The organism is Marisediminitalea lipolytica, from assembly GCF_001758465.1.
GTDB lineage: Bacteria > Pseudomonadota > Gammaproteobacteria > Enterobacterales > Alteromonadaceae > Alteromonas > Alteromonas lipolytica.
This window is the reverse complement of record NZ_MJIC01000010.1, coordinates 423,982-448,780: the sequence shown is the minus strand read 5'-3', so window position 1 is coordinate 448,780 and position 24,799 is coordinate 423,982. Positions and strand designations below refer to the sequence as shown.

Sequence of the window (24,799 nt, the reverse complement as noted above, 5' to 3'; positions counted from 1 at the left end):
TTTGCATGCTGTTGGGCACGCAGCGTTATTCCGTATTATTCGAATGTTGGAACTAAATTACCTTTTTCAATCCCGCTGACCGGCAATTCAAATTGCTCGCCATCGATTTCGATTGTTAACGTGCCATTTTCACACGCCAGTAATTTCCCCTTGAAATTGCGTCGGTTATCCAACGGCAATGCCATTCTGACAGCGACGGTTTCACCCACCACCTGAGCATAATGCGCTTCTTTAAATAAAGGGCGGTCCATACCAGGTGATGAAACTTCTAAGTTGTATTCAGTATTGATTGGATCTTCCACATCCAGGATCGCACTGACCTGATGGCTGACATCCGCACAATCATCTACGTTGATGCCATTCTCATGATCAATGTAAACCCGCAGGATCGAGTGTTTACCGGCGCGAACAAACTCCACACCCAGTAACTCAAACCCTAATGCTTCCACCGCCGGATTCAACATTTCGCTTAAACGTTGCTCTAGCCTTGACAATCCAAACCTCCAAAAACGAAAAAAGGGCATAATGCCCAATATACTGATACCTTAATTTGGTATCGCTTTGTGCGTGAGAGCGAATTAACAAAAAGCCCCGATTAAACGGGGCTTTTTGCAATAAAAATTCGGTCCCTTTTGCCCACATCAGGCAAGGTTATTTTGCTAAGTGAAAAGCTAAATAACCAGTAAAGCCAGCATACCAAACCATGAATATTTTCGGTACGAGCCATAAACTGCGGGAGATTATACTGCCAATGTGGCGATATAGCAACCGGCAATCCTCAGCCAATGGGGATTGTCACGATAATTTAATCTTCTTTCCAACGCTCTTTAATGGTCAGAATTTCTTCCAGATTCTGTTCGAGTAACTCAATCAGGTAAGGCTCAAAGTGTTTACCACTTTCGTTTTTCATAACACTGAGGGTTTTTTCCACCGTCCAGGCTTCTTTATAAGGGCGTTTACTGGTTAAGGCATCAAACACGTCGGCCACGGCCACAATCCGCCCTTCTACCGGAATCTCTTCTCCTTTAAGGCCAAGAGGATAACCTGAACCATCCCATTTTTCGTGATGGGATAACGCCACCGATTTGGCAATACGCAGTAAATCTGAGTCGGCCTCGCCCAGAATCTCAGCGCCAATCTGTGGATGAGTTTTCATCACCGCAAACTCTTCATCGGACAGTTTGCCGGGTTTTAACATTATGTGATCAGGAATGCCTATTTTACCGATATCGTGCATAGGCGCAGCATGCAGCAGCGTTTCTGCCTGATCTTCATTAAAGCCATAGGCCAGTGCCAGTACCTTGGAATAATGACTCATTCTGAGCACATGCATTCCGGTTTCGTTATCCTTATACTCCGCCGCCCTGCCAAGACGCTGCACCACCTGCAGCCGGGTTCGTTTAAGCTCATCGGCCTGCACCAGCGACAAATGGGTCTTAACCCGGGCTTTTACCACAGAAGGAGAGATGGGTTTAGTAATATAATCCACGCCGCCAACCGCGAATCCCTCAGCTTCGTCCTGCTCTTCGCTAAGCGCCGTTACAAAAATCACCGGAATGGCCCGAGTAAGCAATTTTTCTTTTAACGCTTTGCAAACCTCAAAACCGGTCATGCCTGGCATCATTACATCCAGCAAAATAAGATCCGGCAGTTGCGCTTCGGCCACTCTCAGCGCTTCAGCGCCGTTCTTGGCAAACGCCAGCGTATAATGATCGCCTAACAGGTGCTTGAGCACCCTCAGGTTTGCCGGTTCGTCGTCAACCACCAGTATGGTGGATTTAAGCCCTGTGGTTTGCATGGTATTTATTCATCTATTTGGCTGATTAAGGCCGACAACATGGTCATCGCCTGTTCAAATTCAAAATCTTCAATGGCGTCCAGTACAGCCTGAATCTCAATGGCATAGACGCTATGGGTATAGCTCCCCAGCAAATTCAGTTCAGACTCTTCAATACGGTTATTATTAACCGATTGATACACGCGTTTAAGTATAGCGGAAAGTTCAGCCGTATTAACCTGGTCCGCCTGCTCCCTGGCAATGTCCTGTTCGTTTTCAAGCTCCTCAGTTACCGCGCCAACTAAGCCGTATAGCTCCGTAATGGTGGCAACAGGCAGAAGCTGCTCTATGCATTCATGTTCAATCTTTTTACAGGCTAACATTATTTTCATTAAGCCCAGATTACCAGCGACGCCTTTAAAGCGGTGCGCCATGGCTTTGAGTTCGTTAAACCGGGAGTGCTCTGCTAACTGGATAAACTGCCCTTGTTCGAGCAACATATCCTCGCTAAAGCGTTTAATCTCTTTTACCAGTTTATGCCGTGAACCCCACAGACTCTCGCCCCGGGACCAGTCAATTAGCTCAGCATTTTGTGGTTCTGGCCGCGTTGCCAGCGCTGTCCCCTGAATGCCAAGCACCCGCGCGATTTCGTTACACAACACCGGAAAATCAATAGGTTTATTAGCAAAACCTTCCATGCCGGCCTCGATAGCGGATTTTTTATCCTGTGGTAATACGCTGGCTGTCAGTGCGATTATCGGCGTTGGTTTAAAGCCATTCTGCTGTTCATACTCCCGTCGCTGCTGCGCTGCACTCAAACCGTCGAGCACTGGCATTTGCAAATCCATCAGCACCACATCATAGCTGTGCTGTTGCATCAACTGCAGTGCTTGTTCGCCATCACGACCGATATCCACACTGTGACCGGCACGCTTGAGCAACAAATTCAGCAACTCAATGTTCTGCTCAATATCATCCACAATCAGAATAGATAAAGCGGGCAATTGAATAGCGTGCAAATGTTGGATATGACTGGTTGTAGTCAGGGTTGTCAGTGGTAAGGTAAAGCTAAACTCAGTGCCTTTACCGAGCTCACTGGTTACCTGAATAGTGCCGCCCATTAGTTCAACCAGTTGTTTAGAGATTGTAGTCCCAAGACCAGTACCGCCAAATCGGCGAGACATGGACGCATCGGCCTGGGCAAAGGCATCAAATACCCGGCTGGTTTGTTCATCCGACATACCAATTCCGGTATCCGCAATCACAAATTTAACCGTGTCAGCGCCCACAGGGCTGACATGCAGACTTACCTGACCAGACTCGGTAAACTTCACAGCGTTACCAATCAGGTTACTTAGCACCTGGCGAATTCGCTCCGGCGCACCGCGATAGCCCTGGGCCAGGTCACTATCGAGTGTTACCTGTAAATCCAGTCCTTTACGCTTTGCTTCCAGCCAGAACGTGGAAATAACCGTATCGATTTCTTCACTGAGCACGAAATCGGTGTATTCCAGCTCCAACTTGCCTTTGTCCAGTTTGGCACTATCGAGGATATCGTTAAGCAAGTGGAGTAACGAACGAGCAGAACGATTGATGGTCGAAAGGTGTTTGTGCTGTTCGGTATTTAACGGCGAATCCAGCAAAATATCACTAAACCCGATAACCGCATTCATTGGCGTACGGATTTCATGGCTCATGTTAGCCAGAAAAGCAGCCCGGGAAGCGGCAGCGTGCTCTGCAACCTCTTTGGCAATTACCAGTTCGTCTTCCATTTCACGGCGGTCGGTGATGTCCATAATAAAGCCGTCCAGCCACAGGATGTTATCATGTTCGTCACGAATATAACGGCCATGCTCCCGCAACCAACGGATATCGCCCTGTCGATTATAGATGCGGTATTCCATATTATATTCTGACTGCCCTTCCAGGGCTTTTTCGATACCTTCCACATCGTCAGGGTGAAATAAATCGACAAAACTGATCTTAGGATGAGGCAATAAAAAATCAGCAGGCGGATAACCCGTAATCCGCTCTACCGCATTACTAATAAACGCCATCGGCCAGTCTTTTTCATTTAAACAGCGGTAAGCGATACCCGGTATATTGGCAATCAGTGAACGAAACTTTAATTCGTTTTCCCGAATGGCCTGTTCCATTGCCAGTCGCTCACTGATGTCGGTAATAAACAGAATAAACAGGGATTCTCCGGCCACCTGCGTGCGCGACAGGCTTATCCGTAGAGGTAACATCGTGCCGTCTTTAGTGTAGGCTTCGACGTCGCGGCTGTTACCGATAAGTTGTTCCCCTTCCGGCTCTTCTGCGTATTTGAAAAAGCGTTCATTGTATAAATAGCGGCGGTTTTCCGGCAAAAAATTCACCAGCGGGGTACCCACTAATTCAAGCCTTTCCCAGCCCAGAATAGTGGTAACGGCTTCATTAACGGTTTGAATAATACCCTCATCGTTAATGGTCAAAATGCCTTCAATTGCAGATTCCATCAGGCTGACCATTCGCACCTGAGAGCGCCGCGCATCTTCAGAGGCCTCACGGTATTTAACCAACAAACTGATTCCCAGCACCAGCGCTATCATAATAGCGGCAATAAAGGTTACGCTGGTGGCCAGATAAAATGACATTTCTGAAGGTTGTTCAGATATTTCAAGGCCGGGAGGCGCAACAAAACGGGCCGCCGCCATGCCGGTGTAGTGCATCGCCGAAATAGCACACCCCATCACCACGCTTGCCATCATGTTCATTTTCAGCATGGAGTATTTGTTTTTGAGCAGACTTTTTAAACCGTGACGTACCCACAGCGACAACATAGCCAGGACCACGGCGACTACGATGGAAAGCAGGAAAATAGTCAGGTCATAGCGTAACAGCGGGGCCATTTCCATGGCCGCCATGCCAATATAATGCATGGCGCCAATACCAGCGCCTACCAGGACCCCGCCGATAATGATTTGCTTATTACTGATTCTCTGCTCGGTTAACAGTCGCAGGGCCACATACGCAGCAGCAATGCCGGGGAGCATTGACACCAGCGTAATGTGCCAGCTGTAAGAGACTGGCGTGCACAATTCGAAGGCCAACATGCCGATAAAATGCATTGACCAGATACCACTGCCCTGAGCAAATGCACCCACTGCCAGCAAACCACAGCGTCCGTTCTCGGTTCTGGCTCTGCCAGCCTGACTGGCCACCTGAAATCCCATAAATGAGGCAAATACGGCAATACAAACAGAAAGGAGGACTAACAAGGGACTGTATTCGCCAACAAGCAGTAACGAAGCGTCAGAAATAGAAAAAAGGTCAACAATAAACTGCATTAAGTAGGCCTGAGAAAACAATAATTACCTTGCTAACTAAGCCTCGCTGCTTGCCAGCTATGCATAAATAAAAATAAATAATCTTCCATGTTATTTTTATTAGACTGCCGCTATATACATCACATGTCAATCAATAACGGTCTGCAGCAACTATACTGACATAAAACAAAGATAGATCAATCGATTAGCTCTTTACGTGTTAACTTTGTGCGCCTTCGCTCCGGGCTAAATTATGCAATTTAAAGGCAACGCTAAAGCCTTTATCAGGCTGACTATCGAAATACACGTCGCTTTGCAGCATTTGTTTAACCAGATTGTGCACAATACTTAAGCCCAATCCGGCGTTTCCAGCGCCACGGCGAGTGGTAAAAAATGGATCAAATACCTTATTGAGAATATCACTGCTAACGCCTACGCCATCATCAGCAAATGTCAGCTGATAACCGTCGCCTGCCGGTGCCAGCGAAATGGTAATTTCACAGTGACTTTTTGCTGCCAGGCCAAAGCCATGCGCCAATGTATTGGAGGTAAGCGCTGTGAGGATTTGGATAATCACCGCAGGATAACTCACCACTACCGCTCCCGGCGGGATCATAACGTTAAAAGAGATTGCCGATGCTTCGCCATTGCCGGAATAAGCCGCCGCAAATTCATTGACCAACTCAGCAATATCAACCGGTTCGAGTAAAGTGGCTTCATCCGCGTTTTTAACTGCCACCTGCTTAAAGGTAGAAAGTAATTTGGACGCCCGGCGCATATTTTTAAGCATGCTGGAGGACAGATCGGTTGCGGTGGCTAAAAACTCGGTAAACGACTCAGCGTCCAGTGACCCTGACTTGTACTTTTCAGATATTTCGTTGAGCAGCTCAATCAGTAACGTACAATTACCGATATTCACACCCAGCGGCGTATTAATTTCATGGGATACACCGGCCACGATGCCACTTACGGTATCGATTTTAGCCGCGTTCATTTGCTCTGACGACGCTGACTCTGAATGTTCTTCCGGCGCGTTTTTATTCATATATCCTCAATACAATCAACGTTCAACCGTCATCTTCCAACGAAGTCATCAGCCAGAGAGTAAGCCATAAACGTAATGAGCGGATTAACACCTGAATTCAATATAATGTAGTTGATAAGAAACGACCACTCCAATCATGCCTTCTACTCCCAGGATTAACCCCAAAAGAAAAAGTAGCAGATTGATTGAGCACAAGTAAAGAATCCACCTTCTAAAGAAGGTGGCTTTGCGTTAACCCCCTAAAAGGGGGCTCTATTTCAATCGAAGAAAGGACAATATTTGTGCCCTTCTTCAGTGTTGTCAACGTCGCTGGCATACATAGCAAACCAGAAGAATCATCATGGATGAGGATTCAGTCGATGCGGCACAGGGATGTGCCGTCATTGACGGTCTGGTTTGTTCTGCCAGGGACGATGACGCTTTTCACTGATAAGGGCTGCGGGGAGTCCAGAGGGTGTCGCACCACACCCTCTGGTCGCGGTCGGCGACTCCGACAAATCTATAAACATCTTTCTTCGCTAACTTACTTCCATACGGGCTAGAAACAAAAAACCCCGGCATTTAGCCAGGGTTTTGAATGTGGTTGCGGGAGCAGGATTTGAACCTACGACCTTCGGGTTATGAGCCCGACGAGCTACCAGACTGCTCCATCCCGCGTCCGAAACTGTTGCACGTATTCACGTGTTTTTGTTAACGACGCATTTGCGTTTTTTCTGGTGTCAATCATTTGCGCAATGCGCAAATATTGAGATGTGGTTGCGGGAGCAGGATTTGAACCTACGACCTTCGGGTTATGAGCCCGACGAGCTACCAGACTGCTCCATCCCGCGTCTGAACTGGTTTGGACGACATATTGTCAGTCACTTCAATGTACTGTGCCGTTCAAGTGGTGCGTATTATACATAGGGTTTAGAGGTTGGCAAGGGCTGATTGTTTAATTGTTTCAATTTTTTGACCAACCGGTTAAATACCCATCATTACGCTTAATTAGTGCACTAATACCTACGCTAATTGCAGAAATACAGATTCATTTTTTGTGCAAGTTTAAAGTCCAGCTCGGTAAGACCGCCGGCATCATGGGTGGTTAATCTGACTTCCACCTTATTATAAACATTAAACCATTCCGGATGGTGTTTAAGTTTTTCAGCCCAGATAGCCACTTGCGTCATCCAGCCGAACGCACCGATAAATCCCTTAAAAACAAACGTACAACTAATGGCGTCACCCTCACGCTGCCATTGACAGTCGTCACTTAAGGTTGCGTTTAGTGCAGTAAGCTGTTCGTTAATCTGTGAATCATCGAGTTTAAGCGTCATAAGCCCTCCTGTTTTATTCCCTCACCTTAACCAAAGACAGCGTTGCCTGAAAGCATGAGCGGTAAATCGCAAATAGCATCGCTGTAAACTTTACGGCCCTTTGTCAGGTAAGTAATCCTTACCGGCCAGACTGTAAAAATGCGCTTACCACTCTCTCAGTCACGCCCTAAAAAAATAAATAACACATAAAATTCAGATATTTAAGCCGATTACAAATATGGTTTACGGCTTGCATCGTCATCACTTTAATTAAATGTGGGTAGTCACCCTGTATCAGCAGTAAAGCGTGGAGCAATATGGAAACACTACAACTGGACACCGTTTGGGATCTAATCAGCGAGAAATTACAACGCTGGATAGAGGCCAGTATAAAACACCTTCCTAATATTGCCGTGGCCATTATTATTGCCATCGCCTTTGGCGTGCTGGCTAAAATAGCTGGCAATCTGTCCCAGCGTGTTTTGTCACGAACGTTTGATTCTAAACAGATTGTAGGCTTACTGACCTCTATCATCCGGGTCGCTATAGCGACTGCCGGTGTTTTTATTGCACTGGATTTTGTCGGCCTGCGGGGTACGGTTACGTCGCTGTTAGCCGGTGCGGGTATCGCTGGCCTGGCCATCGGTTTTGCTTTTCAGGACATCACCGAAAACCTTATTGCCGGCATTGCCATGGGCATTCGCAAGCCTTTTCAGATTGGTGACGTGATAGAGGCAAATGGCGTGTTTGGTAATGTTGAAGCCATAAACCTGCGAAACACCCATGTGATGACGTTTTTTGGCCAGCGGGAAATCATTCCCAATAAAATTTTATTCCGCAATATTCTTACCAACTACAGCGTAAATGGTAAGCGCCGAATCGAAGTGCCAGTGGGCATTTCGTATGCAGATGATCCCCAGCAGGCAGCAGAAGTGCTGACAAACGCTATTAATGACCTCGACTTTGTTATCGATAAACACGACACCGGAGTATGGGCAGAGTCTTTTGGAGACAGCAGCATTAATCTGCTGGTGTGGTTCTGGATAGACTATCCGGGCGAGCCGGGTTTTATGGTTGCCAGGCATCAGGCGATAGTCACCATACAACGGGCCCTTACCGAAGCGGATATCCTTATCCCGTTCCCCATACGCACTTTGGATTTTGGCGCCAAAGGCGGCGAGAGCCTGAGCGCGATGCTGAATCAGCATGCAGCCCGGCAGCAAAAGCAAGAAAGGGATACACAAAAACCGGCAGAGGCAGATAAAGCAGCGCAACGTAATCAATTTCAGCAAAAAAACAGTGAACCCGACGAAAGCTAGGAGAACATTATGAAAGTACGTAAATCAGGTTATGTGGCATTTATTACACTGGTCTTTGGCTTTAGCCTGCTTAGTGGCTGCGCCACAGTAGAAGGCATTGGTGAAGACGTCCAGTCCGCCGGAGCTGGTATTGAAGAAGCTGCCGAAGAAGCGTCTAACTAAGAGAGCCTTGCCGGGATGTTCTTAACCCAATGAGAGCATCCCCCAATTCCCGGGTCAGACAATCAGCCATTGTAATAGAAATGTTGCTTTTATATTAATTCTAGTGATAATAGTGGCAACGATAGCAACTGGTTGGTCCACTTAAACATGAATATAAACCGAATTGATTTAAATTTGTTTGCCGTTTTTGATGCTATTTACACGGCGGGCAACCTTACCAAAGCGGCCGATGTTTTATGTATTACCCAGCCCGCTGTGAGCAATTCGCTGGCCCGGCTGCGCGATTTACTCAATGATCCACTGTTTGTCCGGACCGGCCATACCATGAGCCCTACTCCCGTGGCTCAAAATTTAATTGGCCCTGCGCGTCAGGCGCTCGAACTGCTCCGTACCAGTGTTTTACAGAGTCGGGAGTTTAATCCGGCAGTGGCTGAAAAAACGTTTCAATTTGCCTGTCGTGATTTAATCGAAGCCAGCATGCTGCCGCGACTGATTGCCAGTATCGAAAGTCAGGCTCCCGCAATTACCATCAGCAATTGCGACATCAACAGAAACAACGCGTTAAACGCCATGGCCAGTGGTCAGCTGGACTTTTACGCCGACAGTGAAATGCTGACCGATCCATATCTGGCCAAACAAAAAATAGCCGAAGATCATCTGGTAGTGGTAGGCCGCCGAAATCACCCGGCCTTTCAACAGCCCATGACGCTGGAGAATTTTTTAGCCTGTGGTCATATCAAAGTGACTCAACAGCCTGAACAACCTTGCGAAGTTGACATCGAACTGGCCCGGCTCGGTCATCAGCGGCGGATTGCCATGCAAAGCCATCATTATCTCACCATACCCAGTGTACTGGTAAAAACTGATTTACTGGCCTGTCTGCCTTCCCATCTTGCCAAGCACTACGACCTGGCGATATCTGCACTGCCTTTTACCATGCAACCACAGCATTATTATGTGTACTGGCACGTTAGTGCTAACGAGGATCCGGCTCATCGCTGGGTGCGCCAACAGTTAGCCGATATAGCCCAGGCATTTCTGGCCCCTCAAGTTGCCCGGCATGCGGCCTGATTGCGCGTATTCCAGCATATACTTCATCATTGTCAGGTAAAGCCAGCGGCGGCGTAAATATTCATTAGCCGCCCACCCTCCTTAGCATTCATCTTTCTTTATAAAAATCATTAACTTAGATCACATAGAAGGAAGCGCAATCATTACAGCTGCAAATTATCCCGGCTAAATATCTGCCCGGCATAAAAATAAGCATTTTAAATTCCCGTCTCACGCCACACCATAACCCACTGATATTTATCAATTAAAAACACCACGTGACCTTTCATCTCGCGCGATAAGGTATTCGTTTAAATAACTATGTATGACACTGGTTGTTTATCAAAATCGCCAGCGGGGCTTTAATGAACCTGACAAAACAAACACCTGATTGACACCTAACACCTTACTTTAACAACAATAATTCTGAGGAGCTGACCATGTTGAAAATCGTTAAGACTTCTTTATTTGCACTTACTGCATCACTGGCTTTTACTGGCACTGCAATGGCCGATGTAGAAGAGGCATTAGCTAATATCTGTACTATCGTTACAGCAGATGACAAAGGCGAACTGCGCAAAAAAATGCGCGCAGTACAGTCGGACTACCGTTTAAAATTACGCGATTATTACGCCGGTATATCTTGTAGCGGACAAAGCCTTATCCGCACCGCAATCAGCAGCAACGCTGTAGAAGTTGGCACGCTGCTAGTAAAGAAAATGCCCAGCCGCGATTTAAGCGCACCGGAAAGCGACGGTAAAACACTGCAAGCGTGGATTAACGAAAATGGTTTACAGGATCACGCTGTTGCCAAAGAGTTAATGTCTCGTCTGTAGTGGGTAGCACAAAATTCATGCTAGCCATGTAAACAGTTCAACATGGTTGCAGGGAGATAGCAGTCCCCTGCACTTTAGAAGGCGCCGCAAGGCGCCTTTTTTCTGTTATGTGTGTAGAGCTTTTAAATTCAGCAATATTTACTAAAAAATCCAGCTAAGTAGTGCTTGATAATAGTCACGCTGCAAACCAACAATTACCTGGTTAGTCTGCCTCTTACACGATCCGACAGCCGCAGGGTGATAACGACCCAAACGCTACTTTTCGTTCTTTAGTACTTTTTCCGGATTGTCAGTATTTCCTCAGGTAGCAATATGGCTGTTAGTTTGTTATTAATAACAAAGACAGACTCAAGAACGGTGCAGTGACATAAAAACGCGCCAATTACGCCAGTTTCCTTTTTTATGTGCCAGGAGTTTAAATGGAACTCAATCAGGTTACGCTGCCAGTAAGAGACATGGATGTTGCTGTAAATTTTTATCTGAAACTCGGCTTCACTCAGATCGTCGATACACCACACTACGCTAGATTTTCTTGTCCCGATGGAAATTCAACATTTTCCTTATTTCTTGAACTTGGAGCGTTTAAAAACAATTCAGTGATTTACTTCGAACATGAGAATCTTGATGAACTTTGCGCCCAATTGTCTGAGAAAGGCATCCGTTTTGAACAGCAACCGACAGAGCAAAGGTATCTTTGGCGAGAAGCTGTTCTTAAAGATCCATCGGGTAATAAAATCAAGCTTTACTGGGCAGGCGAAAATCGTTTAAATCCCCCCTGGAAAGTAGAAAAGCGCTTATAGAAGCGGCTAATACACGCATTATTCTGCTAATCCTGGAATCCGCTAGTAAGCAATATTAGTCTTATTCAGGCAATCATTTTTGTAAAAATCAGCAATAGTACGGTTCAACAGCTGCTCTTTCTTTCAGTATTCCCTTTTCCGCAGATCCCTTTCAGCCCTTTAATTTCGCTACGTAAAAGGGGCACTACGTTGATTTAACGGTATCAACAACAGTATGCAAGCGTATTACTTTAAATACCATTGTATTGGCAGCACTGTTTTCCTGCTGTCACTGCTGAGGTTTAATAGCCTCAACAAACAAAACAAAACAAAACAAAAACAACAAGTTCCATTAGGCTGCTACCAAACGTAAGGATATTTACCATGTTGAAATTTGCTAAAACTGCTGCGCTTGTATTAACTGCTTCTTTTGCCATTAACGCCACTGCTCACGCGAGTGTAGAAGAAGCCCTGGCTAACATTTGCACCATCGTATCTGCCGATGATAAAGGTGAACTGCGCAAGAAAATGCGTTCGGTTCAATCAGATTATCGCTTAAAACTGCATGACTATTACACCGGTATTACCTGTGACGGCCAGAGCTTAATCCGCACCGCCATTACAAGTAACGCCGTAGAAGTTGGCACCCTGTTAGTTAAAAAGATGCCAAGCCGTGATTTAACTGTTCAGGAAAACGATGGCAAAACGTTACAAGCCTGGATTAATGAAAATGGCCTGCAAGACCACGCCATTGCAAAAGAATTAATGGCAAGACTCTGATACTGTCTGCCCAAAGTTTGATATGAACCATGTCAACCCATCAACATGGTAGCAGAGCTCCGGGCTCTGCGGTGAGGCGCCGAAAGGCGCCTTTCCTTTTTTATTTAGCCAGAAAATCATCAGCTTACAAAATGGTATATTATGCTATACCAATGTATGACAGGGCTGGTTTATCCTGTGTCCTCTCTGATATTTAATAGTGCTGAATTCGTTCCCAACTGAGGCTGTTATGACCAGACAATTAATGACCATCAGCATAGTAAGTGCCGTTCTGAGCATCAGTAGTGCCATGGCAGATGAAAACGCCTCAGTCAGTACCCTTTACACCGGCGACACAAAAACCTTGTTAGTAAAAAAGCAGCGTAGTGCTGATAACCCTCTGCCGGTCGCCAGGTTACTGCGCCAGAATACAGATAGACCCAATGCCGAAGATGCTAATGGTCACAGCACAGCGGTAACGTTTTTTATTAATCAATCCGTTGCTCCATCGGTTCAGTCTCTTCCTTCTGTTCGCTAAATCACCCCTGGCGCCTGGTTTTAATGCCTGATATGCCATTTTATTGGCATTCTTAACTACCACTGCCGCTTAATAATCACTAAACTAGCGCCACTTAGTATTAATCACAGTCAGGGATACTAATGAATCGGCCTGTTCCTTTTTTTAAGCATTCGTTTGCGCCGTCTTTTTCGGCGCTAACGCTGGCACTGCTCAGTAGCCCGATCATGGCAGAAAATGCCGCAGTCGGTGCAGAGAGCACCCTGGAAACCATTGAAGTCACAGCGCAAAAGCGCCCGCAGAATTTACAGGAAGTGCCTGTTGCGGTTACCGCGATCAGCGGCACTTTGCTGGCAGAGAAAGCCAGTTTTGATATCTTTGATATCGAACGAGCCGTCCCTACCCTGTCGGCGTTTCAAAGTCAAAGTGCAACTAACAGCGCCTTTGCTATTCGCGGCATCGGTACATCATCACAAAACTTTGGTTTTGAATCCTCCGTGGGTTTATACGTTGACGGCGTTTATCGGGCCCGGCAAAACTCAGTGATCAACGACCTGGTCGATTTGAGTGCGGTGGAAATTCTGCGTGGTCCGCAAGGCACCTTATTTGGCAAGAATACGCCTTCAGGCGCAGTGGTGATAAACAGTGTAGCGCCAGATTTTGACCAAAGCGGCTTTATCCAGCTAACCGCGGGCAACTACGATATGCTCAATATCAGTGGTGCCAAATCACTTACTGTGCTGGATGATATTCTCGCCGTCCGTTTGAGTGGTTTTACCGCCCGCCGTGATGGCTGGATAGATGATTTAACTCACCCTGAGCAACCATTAAATAACCGCGACCGCTCAGGGTTTCGCCTGCAGGCACTTTACACGCCGGATGAGGATATCTCACTGCGCGTTATTGCAGATTACGCCGAGTTGGACGAGCGCTGCTGCGCGGCCTTAACCTGGCAAGGTAATCTGCAAGCTGCAGAAATCCCCGGCAAGTTCGGTACTGATAGCCTGCTGGCCTCTCCTCTGGTAAACGCCACAGTATTTACCAAAGCGCAGTTTTTTGATGACACCACCGCATTAAGTACGTCACCACGCTCTGCGATGCAGGATAAGGGTATTTCGGCGCAGCTTGACTGGGCGCTTAACGATGAGCTGACACTGGTTGCTATCAGCGCGTTACGGCAGTTCGACAGCTACGATTATATCGACTCCGATTTTTCCGATGGTGAACTGCTTTCCACCATTAATGATGCCGCTCAACAGGCTTTTACCCAGGAGCTTCGCGTTCATTACACTACCGACAACCTCGCCGTGATTGGTGGTGTATTTTATTTTCACCAGCGTCTGGATTTAGTCTTTAACAATATAATCGGCAACGACTTTCCTGCATTTTTTGCCACCAGCGCCAGTGAGCTGCAGCCATTAACTGACGGCATCAATGCGCTGAGTGCCTTAAGTGGTGGTTTGATTGCCCCTGTAGCAACTGCTACCCCTGGCGGAACGGAATTTGCGCATAGCGCGAAACAAAGCCAGGACAGCGTTGCCGTGTTTGCTCAGAGTGACTGGCAATTTTTACCCCGTTGGACTCTTACCACCGGCTTACGCTGGACCAGTGAAGATAAGGATCTTAAGGGTAACTATAGCGAAATTGGCCCCGGCATAGACGGATTATCCATGCTGCCAGAGGAAATGCCGAATCCTTATGCGGCAATCCCGGCATTAACGGATATCGCCAATTCACTGTTAAGCGCACAAATGCCAGCAGCGCAGTCTCTTGCAGCAATAGCGCCATTTCAAACCCCTGGCTGGGGCTTTTACTTTTTAAATACGGCGTCAATTTTACCTCGCCCGCCCATGCAGGCAGAACTGTCAGACAATAATCTGTCGGGTACGGTTAAGGTAAGCTATCAACCCACAGATAGCCAACTGGTTTACCTGTCCTGGGCTAACGGCTTTAAATCAGGCGGACTCAATACCGATCGCATTGCAGCAGGCTTTGATCCGGTGTTTCAGGCTGAAACGTCACGCTCCTGGGAGCTGGGCTATAAACTGGAAATACCTGATCACGATTTACGCCTTAATCTGGCGCTGCATAAAACCGATATCGATGATTTCCAGGCTTCGACTTTTACCGGCACGGGATTTAACCTGCAAAACGCCGGCAGCATTGCCACCAAGGGCCTGGAAGTTGATCTACAGTGGTTCCCGCTTGCCAGTACTCAGTTGTCGGTTAACTTTGCCCGCAACCTGGCTCGCTTTGACAGTTTTGCAAATGGTACTTGCTGGGTCGCATATTCCTGGCATACCGGCATTGATGATCCGGGCCGTCAAAACCCGGCCGATCCGTTTTGTTCTCGTGCGGGTGACCGCATAGGGTTTGAACCTGAAAACCGTTATACCCTCGGTCTTGAACACTATGTGGATGTGCTGGATATACCCACTACGGTGCGGGTAGATTACATGTACACAGGCGATCTTTACCTCGATGATACCAACGATCCTTATAAACACGTTGGCAGCTTCGAACTTGTTAACGCCAGCTGGATGTGGGAAATCCCAGCCTGGGACAGCCAGATTATTGTCTGGAGTAAAAATCTGCTGGACAAAGACTATGTGGCCAAAAATGGCTTTGATGTGCCGGTTCAGGCCGGCAAAATTATGGCCTATCCTGGCATGCCACGCACCTACGGCATCACGCTGAGAAGCCATTTTTAATTGTTATTCCCTTCTGCTGTTAACCTGCGGGTAATTTTACCCGCGGGTATACACGGCATCTGACTTTTTATTGAACGAGATCAAGTTGCTTTTTTACCGCCGGTGTAAGCTTAGCAACCTAATGTAATGGCTGTAGTCCGTTACAACTCCCAATAAAAAGAAGATCACAGGCTATGCAAACAATCGATTTTTTTGATCCGGCGCTGCTCAATAAATATAACATCAACGGTCCGCGCTACACTTCTTACCCTACCGCACTGGAGTTTTCCGGTGACGTAACCGAACAAACGCTGTTAACCGCAGCTCAGAACAGCCCAACCCAGGACTTGTCACTGTACGTACATGTGCCGTTTTGTCATTCCCTGTGTTATTACTGTGGCTGCAATAAAGTGGTTACCCGTCACGCCGAGAAAGCCGAACGCTATTTAGATTATCTGGCCTTAGAAATTGCTCAGCGTGCCAAAGCATTCGCCCACTATAAAGTTAAGCAACTGCACTTAGGCGGCGGTTCGCCAAGCTTTTTCAGCGCCGCCCAGCATCGTCGCCTGATGGCGCTGCTGACCAGTGCTTTTTCGTTTAGTGAAGCAGCCGAATGCAGTATCGAAATCGACCCGCGTACTGTAGATAACCAGTACATTAGCGACCTGGCGGAGATTGGCTATCGCCGCATCAGTATTGGTGTGCAGGATACCGATTTTAACGTACAGCAAGCTATCAACCGCATTCAGAGCACTTCGCATATTGCCGGACTGGTCACTCATGCCAGAACCGTTGGCTTTGAATCGGTTAATCTGGATTTAATTTACGGCCTGCCTCATCAAACCGAAGAAACCTTTAAATCGACACTGGCCGCGGTAAAAGCCATGGATCCAGAAAGGGTTTCATTGTTCAGTTATGCACATCTACCGGAACGTTTTGCCGCGCAGCGTAAAATTAAAGATGAATGGCTGCCTTCGGCTGAATTGAAACTGGCATTAATGAAGCAGGCAATGACTACGCTGAGCGAAGTCGGCTATGAGCTGATTGGTATGGACCATTTTGCCAAAGCTAATGACGAACTGGCTATAGCCCAGCGCAATGGCGAGTTACACCGTAATTTTCAGGGCTACACAACCCGTGGCGAACTGGATTTACTCGGCCTGGGCGTTTCGTCTATTTCTGCGGTGTACAACATGTACGGGCAAAACCCCAAAACACTCAATGAATATTACGCAGCGCTGGATGAGCACACCGATCTGACCAATAAAGGTGTGCTGCTTACCCGCGATGACATGCTGCGCCGCGACGTTATTATGCAATTAATGTGTAATTTAAGCCTGTCTATTTGCGATATCGAATCACAGTGGGATATTGATTTTAATGCTTATTTTGCCGATGCGATTGCCAGCCTGGACCCGTTTATCGACGATGGACTGGTATCGGTAACGGCGCAACACATCAAGGTTGCCCCCAAAGCCCGCTTACTCATCCGGATTATCAGCATGTCTTTTGATGCGTACTTAGCCAGGCAAATGCATAAGCAACGCTATTCCCGCGTTATTTAGGAGCGGTCGGGAATTAAATACTTACCCGCCTTATTTGCGGCCAGTGCTGTTCGGCACTGGTCCAGCAATTTCACCAGACTCGTCTCCGGATTTGCTTCGTCTGAGGTGACGATAGCCGATTTGAAACGAATATTCAGTGGCAGCATAGTGCCTTTACTGAAAAGATACTTACTGAGCGCCTGACTCACCTCGTCTACAAATTTAAGTCCCTGACTTTCATCCATATTGGGCAGGCTGATTGCAAAGGTCGCACCGCGTATCCGGCAACAGCGCCTTAACGGCACATCAAGCAGGCCTTCTATCACCCGCGCCACAGACTGAATTGCCTGATTACCGCGCAAGAAACCCTGATGTTTGTTGATCTCGTCGATACCGCTTACTTTCACCAGCAATAAGCTAAATGGCTGGCTTGAATGTAAGCAATAATTCAGCACATCCCCCACTTCGTTAAACAGATAGTGCTCGGTTTTCATCCCGGTTAACGGGTCGTCAAACCCGGCATGGTAGGCAGATTCTGATACAACCCGGCTTTTGAGCTGATTCGCTACCCGCTGTTTGAGGGTGCTGCCCACCACCGGTTTTTTTACAAAGTCACTGCCACCGGCTAACCAACAGGCCTCCTGAACATTCCGCTCCACAGACGAAGTAATAAAAATAACCGGGATTTTAACAAAGTTATGGTTAGCCCGGATTTGCTCACAAAATTCCAGTCCACTGGTGCCCGGCATATTGATGTCCAATAGAATGAGATCAATCGGTGAGGAAGCCAGATGTTTAAATGCCTCTTCTGCGGAGCCCGCAGCCTCACAGTGGCAAATTTCGCTCAACATGGCGATTAACATCAGCCGGGCTATTTCATCATCGTCTACTACTAATACGCTGCACTGGTCTATGGATTTCACCGGCAATTTCCATTTTATCAGGAAGAATAAGCACTTATAAACACTGTGCAGTTAAAACACCATTCAACTTTAGTAGTCAATTTATTGACGGCAATTTCAAATTATTGACACTCTCTTTAATTTTACGGGGCCAGTGCGCTGGTTTCCTCATTGAGATAGGCAGAAAATCGTTGCATACAGGCCGCCATTTGTAGTGAGATTTGCACATATAATTTATCAACCCCTTCCTCACTGAGAGTCTGTACGTTGTACTCAAGGGAGGCTAGCCGTTCTTTTAAGTCCTCCGCCCCGACCTCTGCTGCCACGCCTTTAAGGCTGTGACAAGTAAAACGGATGGCCTCTTTGTCTTTCGCTTGTACTGCCTGCTGAATAGCCGCCAGCTTTTCATCACCTTGCTCAAGAAACAACGCCAGCAGCTTGCGGTAAAGATTCTCATTGCCGGCCAACCGGCCAATCGCTTCATCCCGTTGCCACTGCAAATCAACAGATTCAGCCTCAGGCGCCTCGGAGGTCTGCTGTGCAGGTTTTAAAAAGCGTTTTAACTTTCTTATCATTTGAGCGGCCTCAACGGGTTTGGTTAAATAGTCATCCATGCCTGCTTCTTTGCATTTTTCGCTTTCACCTTTCATTGCATTTGCTGTCATAGCAATAATCGGAATTGTCTGCCATTCGAGACCGGCTCTCCCGGCACGAATGGCTCTGGTAGCATCGTAGCCATTTAATACCGGCATATTACAATCCATCAGAATTAAGCTGATGGCGGGATTGTCCCTCAGCTGTTTAAGCGCGTTTTCACCATTTTCGGCCATCACGATTATCAGCCCGAAGGGTTCTAAAATAAACGAAGCCACCTGACGATTTATTTCGTTGTCATCCACCACCAGCACAGTTTTACCCGTAAGCTCATCATTAATTTCAAGTTTAAGCTCACTTTCCTGGTAGCGCCTTTCTGCACTGGTATCCACAGGTACTTCGCTGAGGGTATAACGGCTGTTGGCCACATGTGAGAGAAAAACCGAACGGTACAGAGGCTCTACCATATTGTAAGACAGTGGTGGGCGATCCGCTGAGTCCAGTGGCTCGCGGGAAATGATAAACAAGGTCGGTAACTCTGCCCCCTCTTCGCCCCATTGCTGCCAAAGCTGGCATAATGCGCTGTATTGCGGACAATTGTCGCAAACAAACACCATGGAAAGCGATTGCAGGTTTTTCAACTCACGTGCCGAGGTCAAAGAGAGTGCTGTGGCGCCATGGCTCGCAAGCAGTTTATTAACAACGGTTGCAAGCGGCGACTCGCCTAACAATAAACCCGCGGTTTTACCTACCAGGCGGGTGCGGTCCTCCGGCGATTTTGCCTGCCATTGTTCCACAGGGATAGTAAACGAGAAGCAGGAGCCCCGGCCTTCTTCAGACTCTACGCCGATGGTTCCGCCTAATAACGTTATGATTTCACGACAAATGGACAATCCAAGTCCGGTCCCGCCATACGAAGTAGCAATACTATTATCCGCCTGACTAAACGCTTTAAACAAACGGTTCATATTTTCCTGAGCTATACCTTTGCCGGTATCGGTAATATCGATTATTAACCGCGCAGTGTGCTCCTCAATTTCACTGCGGCACGCCACTTTAATGTAGCCGTTTTCGGTAAATTTAATGGCATTGTTAAGGAGATTATTGATGACTTGCGTAAGTCGGTGAGGATCACTTTTTATCAGGTTAATATTTAAATCACAGGTATCAATATAAAAACCCAGGCCTTTTTGATTGGCGACAACAGACATAGTACTGGTAATGCTTTCCAGTAAACCTTCGGGGTTGAAATGCCGAAAATCCAGCTCCAGCTTTCCCGCTTCAATTTTAGATAAATCCAGGATATCGTTTATCAGCCGTTTTAAGCTTTCCACGCTGTTTTCTGCCATCGTGAGCAATTTTGCCTGTTTGGCATCCAGCACTTCGTTTTTAAGTAAGTTAGTCGCCCCCACAATCCCATTTAGCGGCGTGCGCATTTCGTGACTGATAGTTGAAATAAAATTGGTTTTCAGTTCACTGACTTGCAGCGCTTCGTCCCGGGCACGTTTAAGCTCTACGGTGCGCTGCTCTACTTTTTCTTCCAGTTGCCGGTTGGTCTCGGCAACTTTTAACATCGCCTCTTTTTCGGCGGTAATATCACGAATAACAATGGCAAATTGCGCAATCGCCTGCTCATTATCTATACGGTTTACCTTGCAGTGAAACCACCTGTTCACGCCATCAGACACCGGCACTTGCCATTCGATACCCGTGGCTCCCGTGCCCAAATGTGACTGCAAGGCTTCAGCCACCTCAGCGCCGCCAAACCTTAACAGCAAATCGGTAATGGACTGCCCGATACTTTGTTTTTCGTTAAATAAAAACAGGCGTTCAAAGGCGCTATTTGCCGTGTTAATCCGCCATTCATGGTCCACCGTAATAACTGCATCTTCGGCCACATCAACGGCCGCCTTGGCTTCTTCGGCATTGGCCAGCAGGGTTGCTAATTTCTTGTTGTTTCGGGCAAAGTAGAATAGCAACACCAGGGATAACACCAGCACCACAACCAAACCTACCAATGACTCAAAGCGCCGGTCTTGCAGTTGTTTGTTGTAATACTGTTCCCCCATCAGAATATAGCCGTAAAGAGAGCCACCGTCGTCGCCCATCTCTACTGAAAACTTTTCGCCAACCCCGTACATTTTCTCGCTGGCACTTTTTACAGAAAACAAGCTTAACCCTTTGAATCCTGATTCTTTTTCTGCGTATTCACTGTCAAATTTGTGTTGCGGTGCCAAATCCCGGCTAAATCTAAAATCTTTATTGGGGTGTTTTATAAAATAATGCTCAAAATCCGTTAGCACGATTACCAGATGCTCACTCACCAAAACCTCTAATTCATCCAGCATGGAAGTAGCATCTATATTAGCGATAATTTCGCCGTAAAATTGATTAGAATCGGTATAGATGGGCAATGCCATTCTGAGCGTAGGGACATAAGGAAACGTTATTCGTCCATGTTCCCGGTTTAAATCGATATGCGACACAAAAAGCTGTCGCTCGGCCATATTTTTTGTTTCGATAAAATAATAACGGTCGCTTTTATCCTGTAGATCGTTTTCGTTCAGGGCAATTATTTCGCCGCTATGACGCTCAACCCGGATCGCTTCTTTCCCCTGCGCATCCAGAAGGCGTAACTGAAAATAAGCCTCATTGTTTTGCATAAAGCTGATAAATATATCACTTAATCTGCTTTTTAATTGTGCGTTAGTAGTCCCATCGAAAGGGTCAATCCCCTGATGTTCGAGCGCCCTTGTTAACCCTTTAACGGGGGGCGTGCCATAGAGAAAATAAAGATCATCATGATAAGAACGGTAATGGTTATTGAGCGAATTTTCTATCTCGCTTAAATTAATGCGGGTATCCTCCAGCACCGCTTCGTTAAAAGAAAAAACGATGAGTCGGTCGGCCACCAGCGCAATCGATAACACGATCACAGCCGCAGCAACTAAAAAAATCTTTATCAATTTGTTGTTCAAGTGTTTGTAACCCTGCCACCGCGATTTAACATGAAACTGCGACATTTATTGAATTGCTGTATTTCTTTATTAAAAAATTAGCGTAAAACGAGAAATTTACTAGGAATCTTCTAAAATTGAGTTAGTAGTGATTACCAAGCCAGTTATATAAGTGTGAGGAAGCATGCACGTAGATGCAGATCAAGGGTGCGTACTGGCTGTTGATGATCAAGTCAGCGAGCTGCTGATAATTGAAGAAGCTTTGGGGAGTTACTACAAAATAGTAACTACGAGCTCGCCAACCGAGGCCATTAAGTTAGCCAAATTACATCGGCCGGATGTGATATTACTGGATATTGAAATGCCCGGTATGGACGGGTTTGAGCTGTGTAAAACATTGCAGGCAATTCCAGATTTGGCTTCCAGTAGCTTTATATTTATTACCAGCCATCACAGCGTTGAGATGGAATCCCGCGCACTGAGGCTTGGCGCATCAGACTTTATTCCCAAGCCCATCCATGTGGAAGTCTGCCGGTTACGGGTAAAAAGCCAGATGATCATTAAGCAACAGGCTTTTGCCCTGAGTAAGTCGTTTAAGGATCTGCACCGGGAAAAAAAATATCTGCACACTATATTACGCTCAATTGGTGATGCCGTAATCACTACTGACAAAAATGGGATAGTGTCTTTTTTAAATCCTATTGCCGAACGATTGACCGGCTGGCAAGAAAAGCAAGCAGCCGGCACTCCCATTGACGTAGTGATGGATTTACGTGAAGCCTCAACAAACACTACCATGGCCAATCCCATTTATTTTGCACTGGAACAACAACGCACGGTAGCCATGGCCATGAATGCGAAGCTGGTTAGCCAAAATGGCACAGAATACCGTGTTGAAGATTCAGCCAGCCCTATATTCGACCCGTTAACCAACACCCTGTTAGGCGGCGTAATGGTGTTTCGTGATGTAACCGAAGCAATCGCCATGAGCACACAGATGACTCACATTACGCATCATGACCACCTTACCGGGCTGCCTAATCGCGTTTTGCTGCACGACAGAATGCTGCAGGCCATCCAGGCCAGAGGCAACAGTGATCGTTTGATAGCGGTGTTACTCATTGACCTGGATAACTTTAAATACCTTAATGATTCACTGGGCCACCAAACCGGTGATGCCATTATTGTGCATTTGGCCAGCCGCCTGGAGGACATTGCACAAAACAATGCAACTGTTTCGCGAATTGGCGGTGATGAATTTGTTTTTTTAATGCCCACTTGCAAACAGTTGGCGCAAATTAATCAAATGGCGCAACAACTAATACACGAAATAAATCAACCTTTCTCCGTAGGTGACGAAGAACACCGGCTGACCGTAAGCATGGGGATAAGTGTTTACCCCGTGGACGCCAGCAGCCCGGAAGAATTAATTAGTCATGCCGACACAGCCATGTATAAAGTGAAACACGCGAACAAAAATGGCTTTGCATACTACTCTGATGAATTATACGAAGGCATGAAAGAGCGGGTGGTTAACGAAAAGCTGCTGCATAAACGCCTTAAGGAGAAATCCCTGCTGGTGTATTTTCAGCCTAAATACCGCCTGGCGGATAATACGGTTAGTGGCATGGAAGCGCTGGTGCGGATAAAAGACGATGACGACAACATTATCTCTCCCTTGTCGTTTATCCCGGTAGCCGAGGAAACCGGCCTGATTATAGAGCTGGGCAATCAGGTACTCGACCAAAGCTGCGCCCTGGCCAGACAATTACTCACTGAAGGCAACCCGATTAAAATTGCGGTTAATGTCAGCGCTTCGCAGTTTAACGATACTCGTTTTACCGCAATCGTTGCCGACATTTTATTAAAACATGAATTACCGGCTAAATATCTGGAGCTGGAAATTACCGAAAGCGCGCTAATCGAAAATATTAACAGCGCCAATAAAACCATGCGCCAGCTTAGAAAAATCGGGGTTTCCATAGCACTGGATGATTTTGGTACAGGATATTCAAGTTTGTCCTATTTACGCAACTTTAACTTTAATGTGCTTAAAATTGATCGCAGTTTTGTTAAAGACCTGGATAAAGATGAGCAGGCACAAAATATTGTTATGGCAATAGTGACGCTGGCGCGTTCACTGGATTTACAGATTGTCTGTGAAGGCATAGAAACCGAACATCAACTCACTTTTTTAAAGCGCATTGGTTGTCACGAAGGTCAGGGATTTTATTTCACTCAGCCACTCCCCTACGAACAATTAAAAAGCAGGCTATACTTACCAAATGACGATGCATGATGAAAGTTACACAACGCTAAAAACGTTCGTCTTTACCAGTCGCTCGTTGTCAGACTGCAGGGTGCTGGTAGTAGATGATGAGCGTTCGAGTTGCCTGCTAATTTCGACAATTCTGGAGGGAGTTGTTAATTGTGAGTGTTTGCACCATTCAGAAAACGTGTTTGCCCTGTGCGAACAAGATCCGCCGGACCTGATTATTCTTGATATTAATATGCCAGGCAAAAATGGCATTGATTTATGCCATGAACTTAAAAGTCAGCGCAGTACTGCACAGTGCGCCATTATATTTATCACCGGTAGTAGCGACGCAGAAACCCAGGATAAATGCTGGAATGCCGGCGCAAACGACTTTATAAAAAAGCCCGTAGTAGCCTCGACCCTCATTCACCGGGTAAAAAACCAGTTGCAGAGTCAACTGCGTCTTGAGCTGTTAAGTGAGTTAACTTTTAAAGACCAATTGACCGAACTGTATAACCGCTATTACCTGATGACTGAAATTCCCACTTTGATTAAACGCATTGCGCGGGAAAAAGCATCTATCGGCGTCATCATGTTGGATATCGATTTTTTTAAAGGTTTTAACGACCAGTACGGACACATTGCCGGCGATAAGTGTTTGCATCAGGTTGCCAAAGCAATGCAACAACAGTTACTGCGACCTCAGGACGCCATTATTCGTTATGGCGGCGAGGAGTTTGCCGTTATTTTACCCTTTACCGATGATGACGGCTGTCGCCATGTGGGTCGGAAACTCCTTAAAGCGGTTGCCAACCTGAATATTGTTAATGCTACCAGCCAACTCAATGTTGTCACTGTAAGCGCCGGATATTACGTAGATCACCCGGACCAGAACGCCAGAATTGAAGATATGATTGACCAGGCAGACCAGGCACTTTACCGGGCTAAACAGTCTGGTCGAGCCTGCCTGCAGGGGCCTTTACCCGATTAATATTTTACCGGTCCGGG

At 46.7% G+C, this 24,799-nt stretch carries 18 protein-coding genes and 2 tRNA genes; 11 read left to right on the top strand and 9 right to left on the bottom strand.

Annotated elements, in window-relative coordinates; all coding sequences use genetic code 11:
• Nucleotides 1–35 precede the first annotated feature (35 nt).
• The 7 genes from rimP to BFC17_RS07460 all read right to left on the bottom strand — a co-directional run bounded on the left by rimP (nucleotide 36) and on the right by BFC17_RS07460 (nucleotide 7,446).
• Nucleotides 36–494, bottom strand: a complete 459-nt coding sequence (gene rimP / locus BFC17_RS07490; RefSeq protein ID WP_070176269.1) for a ribosome maturation factor RimP — start codon at nucleotides 492–494, stop codon at nucleotides 36–38.
• A gap of 311 nt (nucleotides 495–805) precedes the next feature.
• Nucleotides 806–1,798, bottom strand: coding sequence for a response regulator (locus tag BFC17_RS07485; protein ID WP_070175827.1), 993 nt, complete (start codon nucleotides 1,796–1,798; stop codon nucleotides 806–808).
• A gap of 5 nt (nucleotides 1,799–1,803) precedes the next feature.
• On the bottom strand, nucleotides 1,804–5,106 hold the full coding sequence (locus BFC17_RS07480; protein ID WP_070175826.1) for an MHYT domain-containing protein: 3,303 nt from the start codon (nucleotides 5,104–5,106) through the stop codon (nucleotides 1,804–1,806).
• 199 nt (nucleotides 5,107–5,305) lie between these two features.
• Nucleotides 5,306–6,130, bottom strand: coding sequence for a sensor histidine kinase (locus tag BFC17_RS07475; RefSeq protein WP_070175825.1), 825 nt, complete (start codon nucleotides 6,128–6,130; stop codon nucleotides 5,306–5,308).
• 580 nt (nucleotides 6,131–6,710) lie between these two features.
• Nucleotides 6,711–6,787 (bottom strand) — tRNA-Met (locus tag BFC17_RS07470).
• A 96-nt stretch (nucleotides 6,788–6,883) separates the two neighbouring features.
• A tRNA-Met gene (locus BFC17_RS07465) sits at nucleotides 6,884–6,960 on the bottom strand.
• Between the two features lie 177 nt (nucleotides 6,961–7,137).
• Nucleotides 7,138–7,446, bottom strand: coding sequence for a 4a-hydroxytetrahydrobiopterin dehydratase (locus BFC17_RS07460; RefSeq protein WP_070175824.1), 309 nt, complete (start codon nucleotides 7,444–7,446; stop codon nucleotides 7,138–7,140).
• Nucleotides 7,447–7,742: 296 nt separating this feature from the next.
• Here BFC17_RS07460 and BFC17_RS07455 point away from each other — a divergent pair, with 296 nt between their 5' ends.
• The 9 genes from BFC17_RS07455 (at nucleotide 7,743) to hemN (ending at nucleotide 17,102) form a co-directional block, all read left to right on the top strand.
• Nucleotides 7,743–8,744 (top strand): mechanosensitive ion channel family protein, encoded by a 1,002-nt coding sequence (locus BFC17_RS07455; RefSeq protein ID WP_070175823.1) that lies wholly within the window; start codon nucleotides 7,743–7,745, stop codon nucleotides 8,742–8,744.
• A 9-nt stretch (nucleotides 8,745–8,753) separates the two neighbouring features.
• Nucleotides 8,754–8,906, top strand: coding sequence for an entericidin A/B family lipoprotein (locus BFC17_RS07450; protein WP_070175822.1), 153 nt, complete (start codon nucleotides 8,754–8,756; stop codon nucleotides 8,904–8,906).
• 147 nt (nucleotides 8,907–9,053) lie between these two features.
• The gene (locus BFC17_RS07445) at nucleotides 9,054–9,977 is read left to right on the top strand and encodes a LysR family transcriptional regulator (RefSeq protein ID WP_070175821.1); all 924 of its coding nucleotides are present in this window, start codon (nucleotides 9,054–9,056) and stop codon (nucleotides 9,975–9,977) included.
• A 419-nt stretch (nucleotides 9,978–10,396) separates the two neighbouring features.
• Nucleotides 10,397–10,792, top strand: coding sequence for a DUF3718 domain-containing protein (locus BFC17_RS07440; protein WP_070175820.1), 396 nt, complete (start codon nucleotides 10,397–10,399; stop codon nucleotides 10,790–10,792).
• Between the two features lie 419 nt (nucleotides 10,793–11,211).
• A complete protein-coding gene (locus tag BFC17_RS07435; RefSeq protein WP_070175819.1) occupies nucleotides 11,212–11,592 on the top strand; it encodes a VOC family protein in 381 nt (126 codons plus the stop codon).
• Between the two features lie 363 nt (nucleotides 11,593–11,955).
• Nucleotides 11,956–12,351: a DUF3718 domain-containing protein gene (locus tag BFC17_RS07430; protein WP_070175818.1), complete on the top strand. Its 396-nt coding sequence runs from the start codon at nucleotides 11,956–11,958 to the stop codon at nucleotides 12,349–12,351.
• Between the two features lie 229 nt (nucleotides 12,352–12,580).
• Complete coding sequence (locus BFC17_RS07425; RefSeq protein WP_070175817.1) at nucleotides 12,581–12,868, top strand: hypothetical protein; 288 nt, start codon at nucleotides 12,581–12,583, stop codon at nucleotides 12,866–12,868.
• A gap of 122 nt (nucleotides 12,869–12,990) precedes the next feature.
• Complete coding sequence (locus tag BFC17_RS07420; RefSeq protein ID WP_070175816.1) at nucleotides 12,991–15,558, top strand: TonB-dependent receptor; 2,568 nt, start codon at nucleotides 12,991–12,993, stop codon at nucleotides 15,556–15,558.
• A gap of 173 nt (nucleotides 15,559–15,731) precedes the next feature.
• Nucleotides 15,732–17,102 carry an oxygen-independent coproporphyrinogen III oxidase gene (gene hemN / locus BFC17_RS07415; RefSeq protein ID WP_070175815.1) on the top strand — a complete coding sequence of 457 codons (1,371 nt, stop codon included), beginning with the start codon at nucleotides 15,732–15,734 and terminating at the stop codon, nucleotides 17,100–17,102.
• On the opposite strand, the gene BFC17_RS07410 is transcribed toward hemN, so the two are convergent.
• Together BFC17_RS07410 and BFC17_RS07405 are read right to left on the bottom strand one after the other, a co-directional pair.
• On the bottom strand, nucleotides 17,099–18,004 hold the full coding sequence (locus BFC17_RS07410; RefSeq protein WP_070175814.1) for a response regulator: 906 nt from the start codon (nucleotides 18,002–18,004) through the stop codon (nucleotides 17,099–17,101). The two genes, hemN and BFC17_RS07410, sit on opposite strands and share 4 nt — an antisense overlap.
• A 122-nt stretch (nucleotides 18,005–18,126) precedes the next feature.
• Nucleotides 18,127–21,513, bottom strand: a complete 3,387-nt coding sequence (locus BFC17_RS07405; protein ID WP_175439542.1) for an ATP-binding protein — start codon at nucleotides 21,511–21,513, stop codon at nucleotides 18,127–18,129.
• 205 nt (nucleotides 21,514–21,718) lie between these two features.
• Between BFC17_RS07405 and BFC17_RS07400 the strand changes: the two genes are divergently transcribed.
• The gene (locus BFC17_RS07400) at nucleotides 21,719–23,833 is read left to right on the top strand and encodes a two-component system response regulator (protein ID WP_070175812.1); all 2,115 of its coding nucleotides are present in this window, start codon (nucleotides 21,719–21,721) and stop codon (nucleotides 23,831–23,833) included.
• Nucleotides 23,820–24,782: a GGDEF domain-containing response regulator gene (locus BFC17_RS07395; protein ID WP_139142023.1), complete on the top strand. Its 963-nt coding sequence runs from the start codon at nucleotides 23,820–23,822 to the stop codon at nucleotides 24,780–24,782. Before BFC17_RS07400 ends, BFC17_RS07395 begins: the two co-directional genes overlap by 14 nt.
• Nucleotides 24,783–24,799 lie beyond the last annotated feature (17 nt).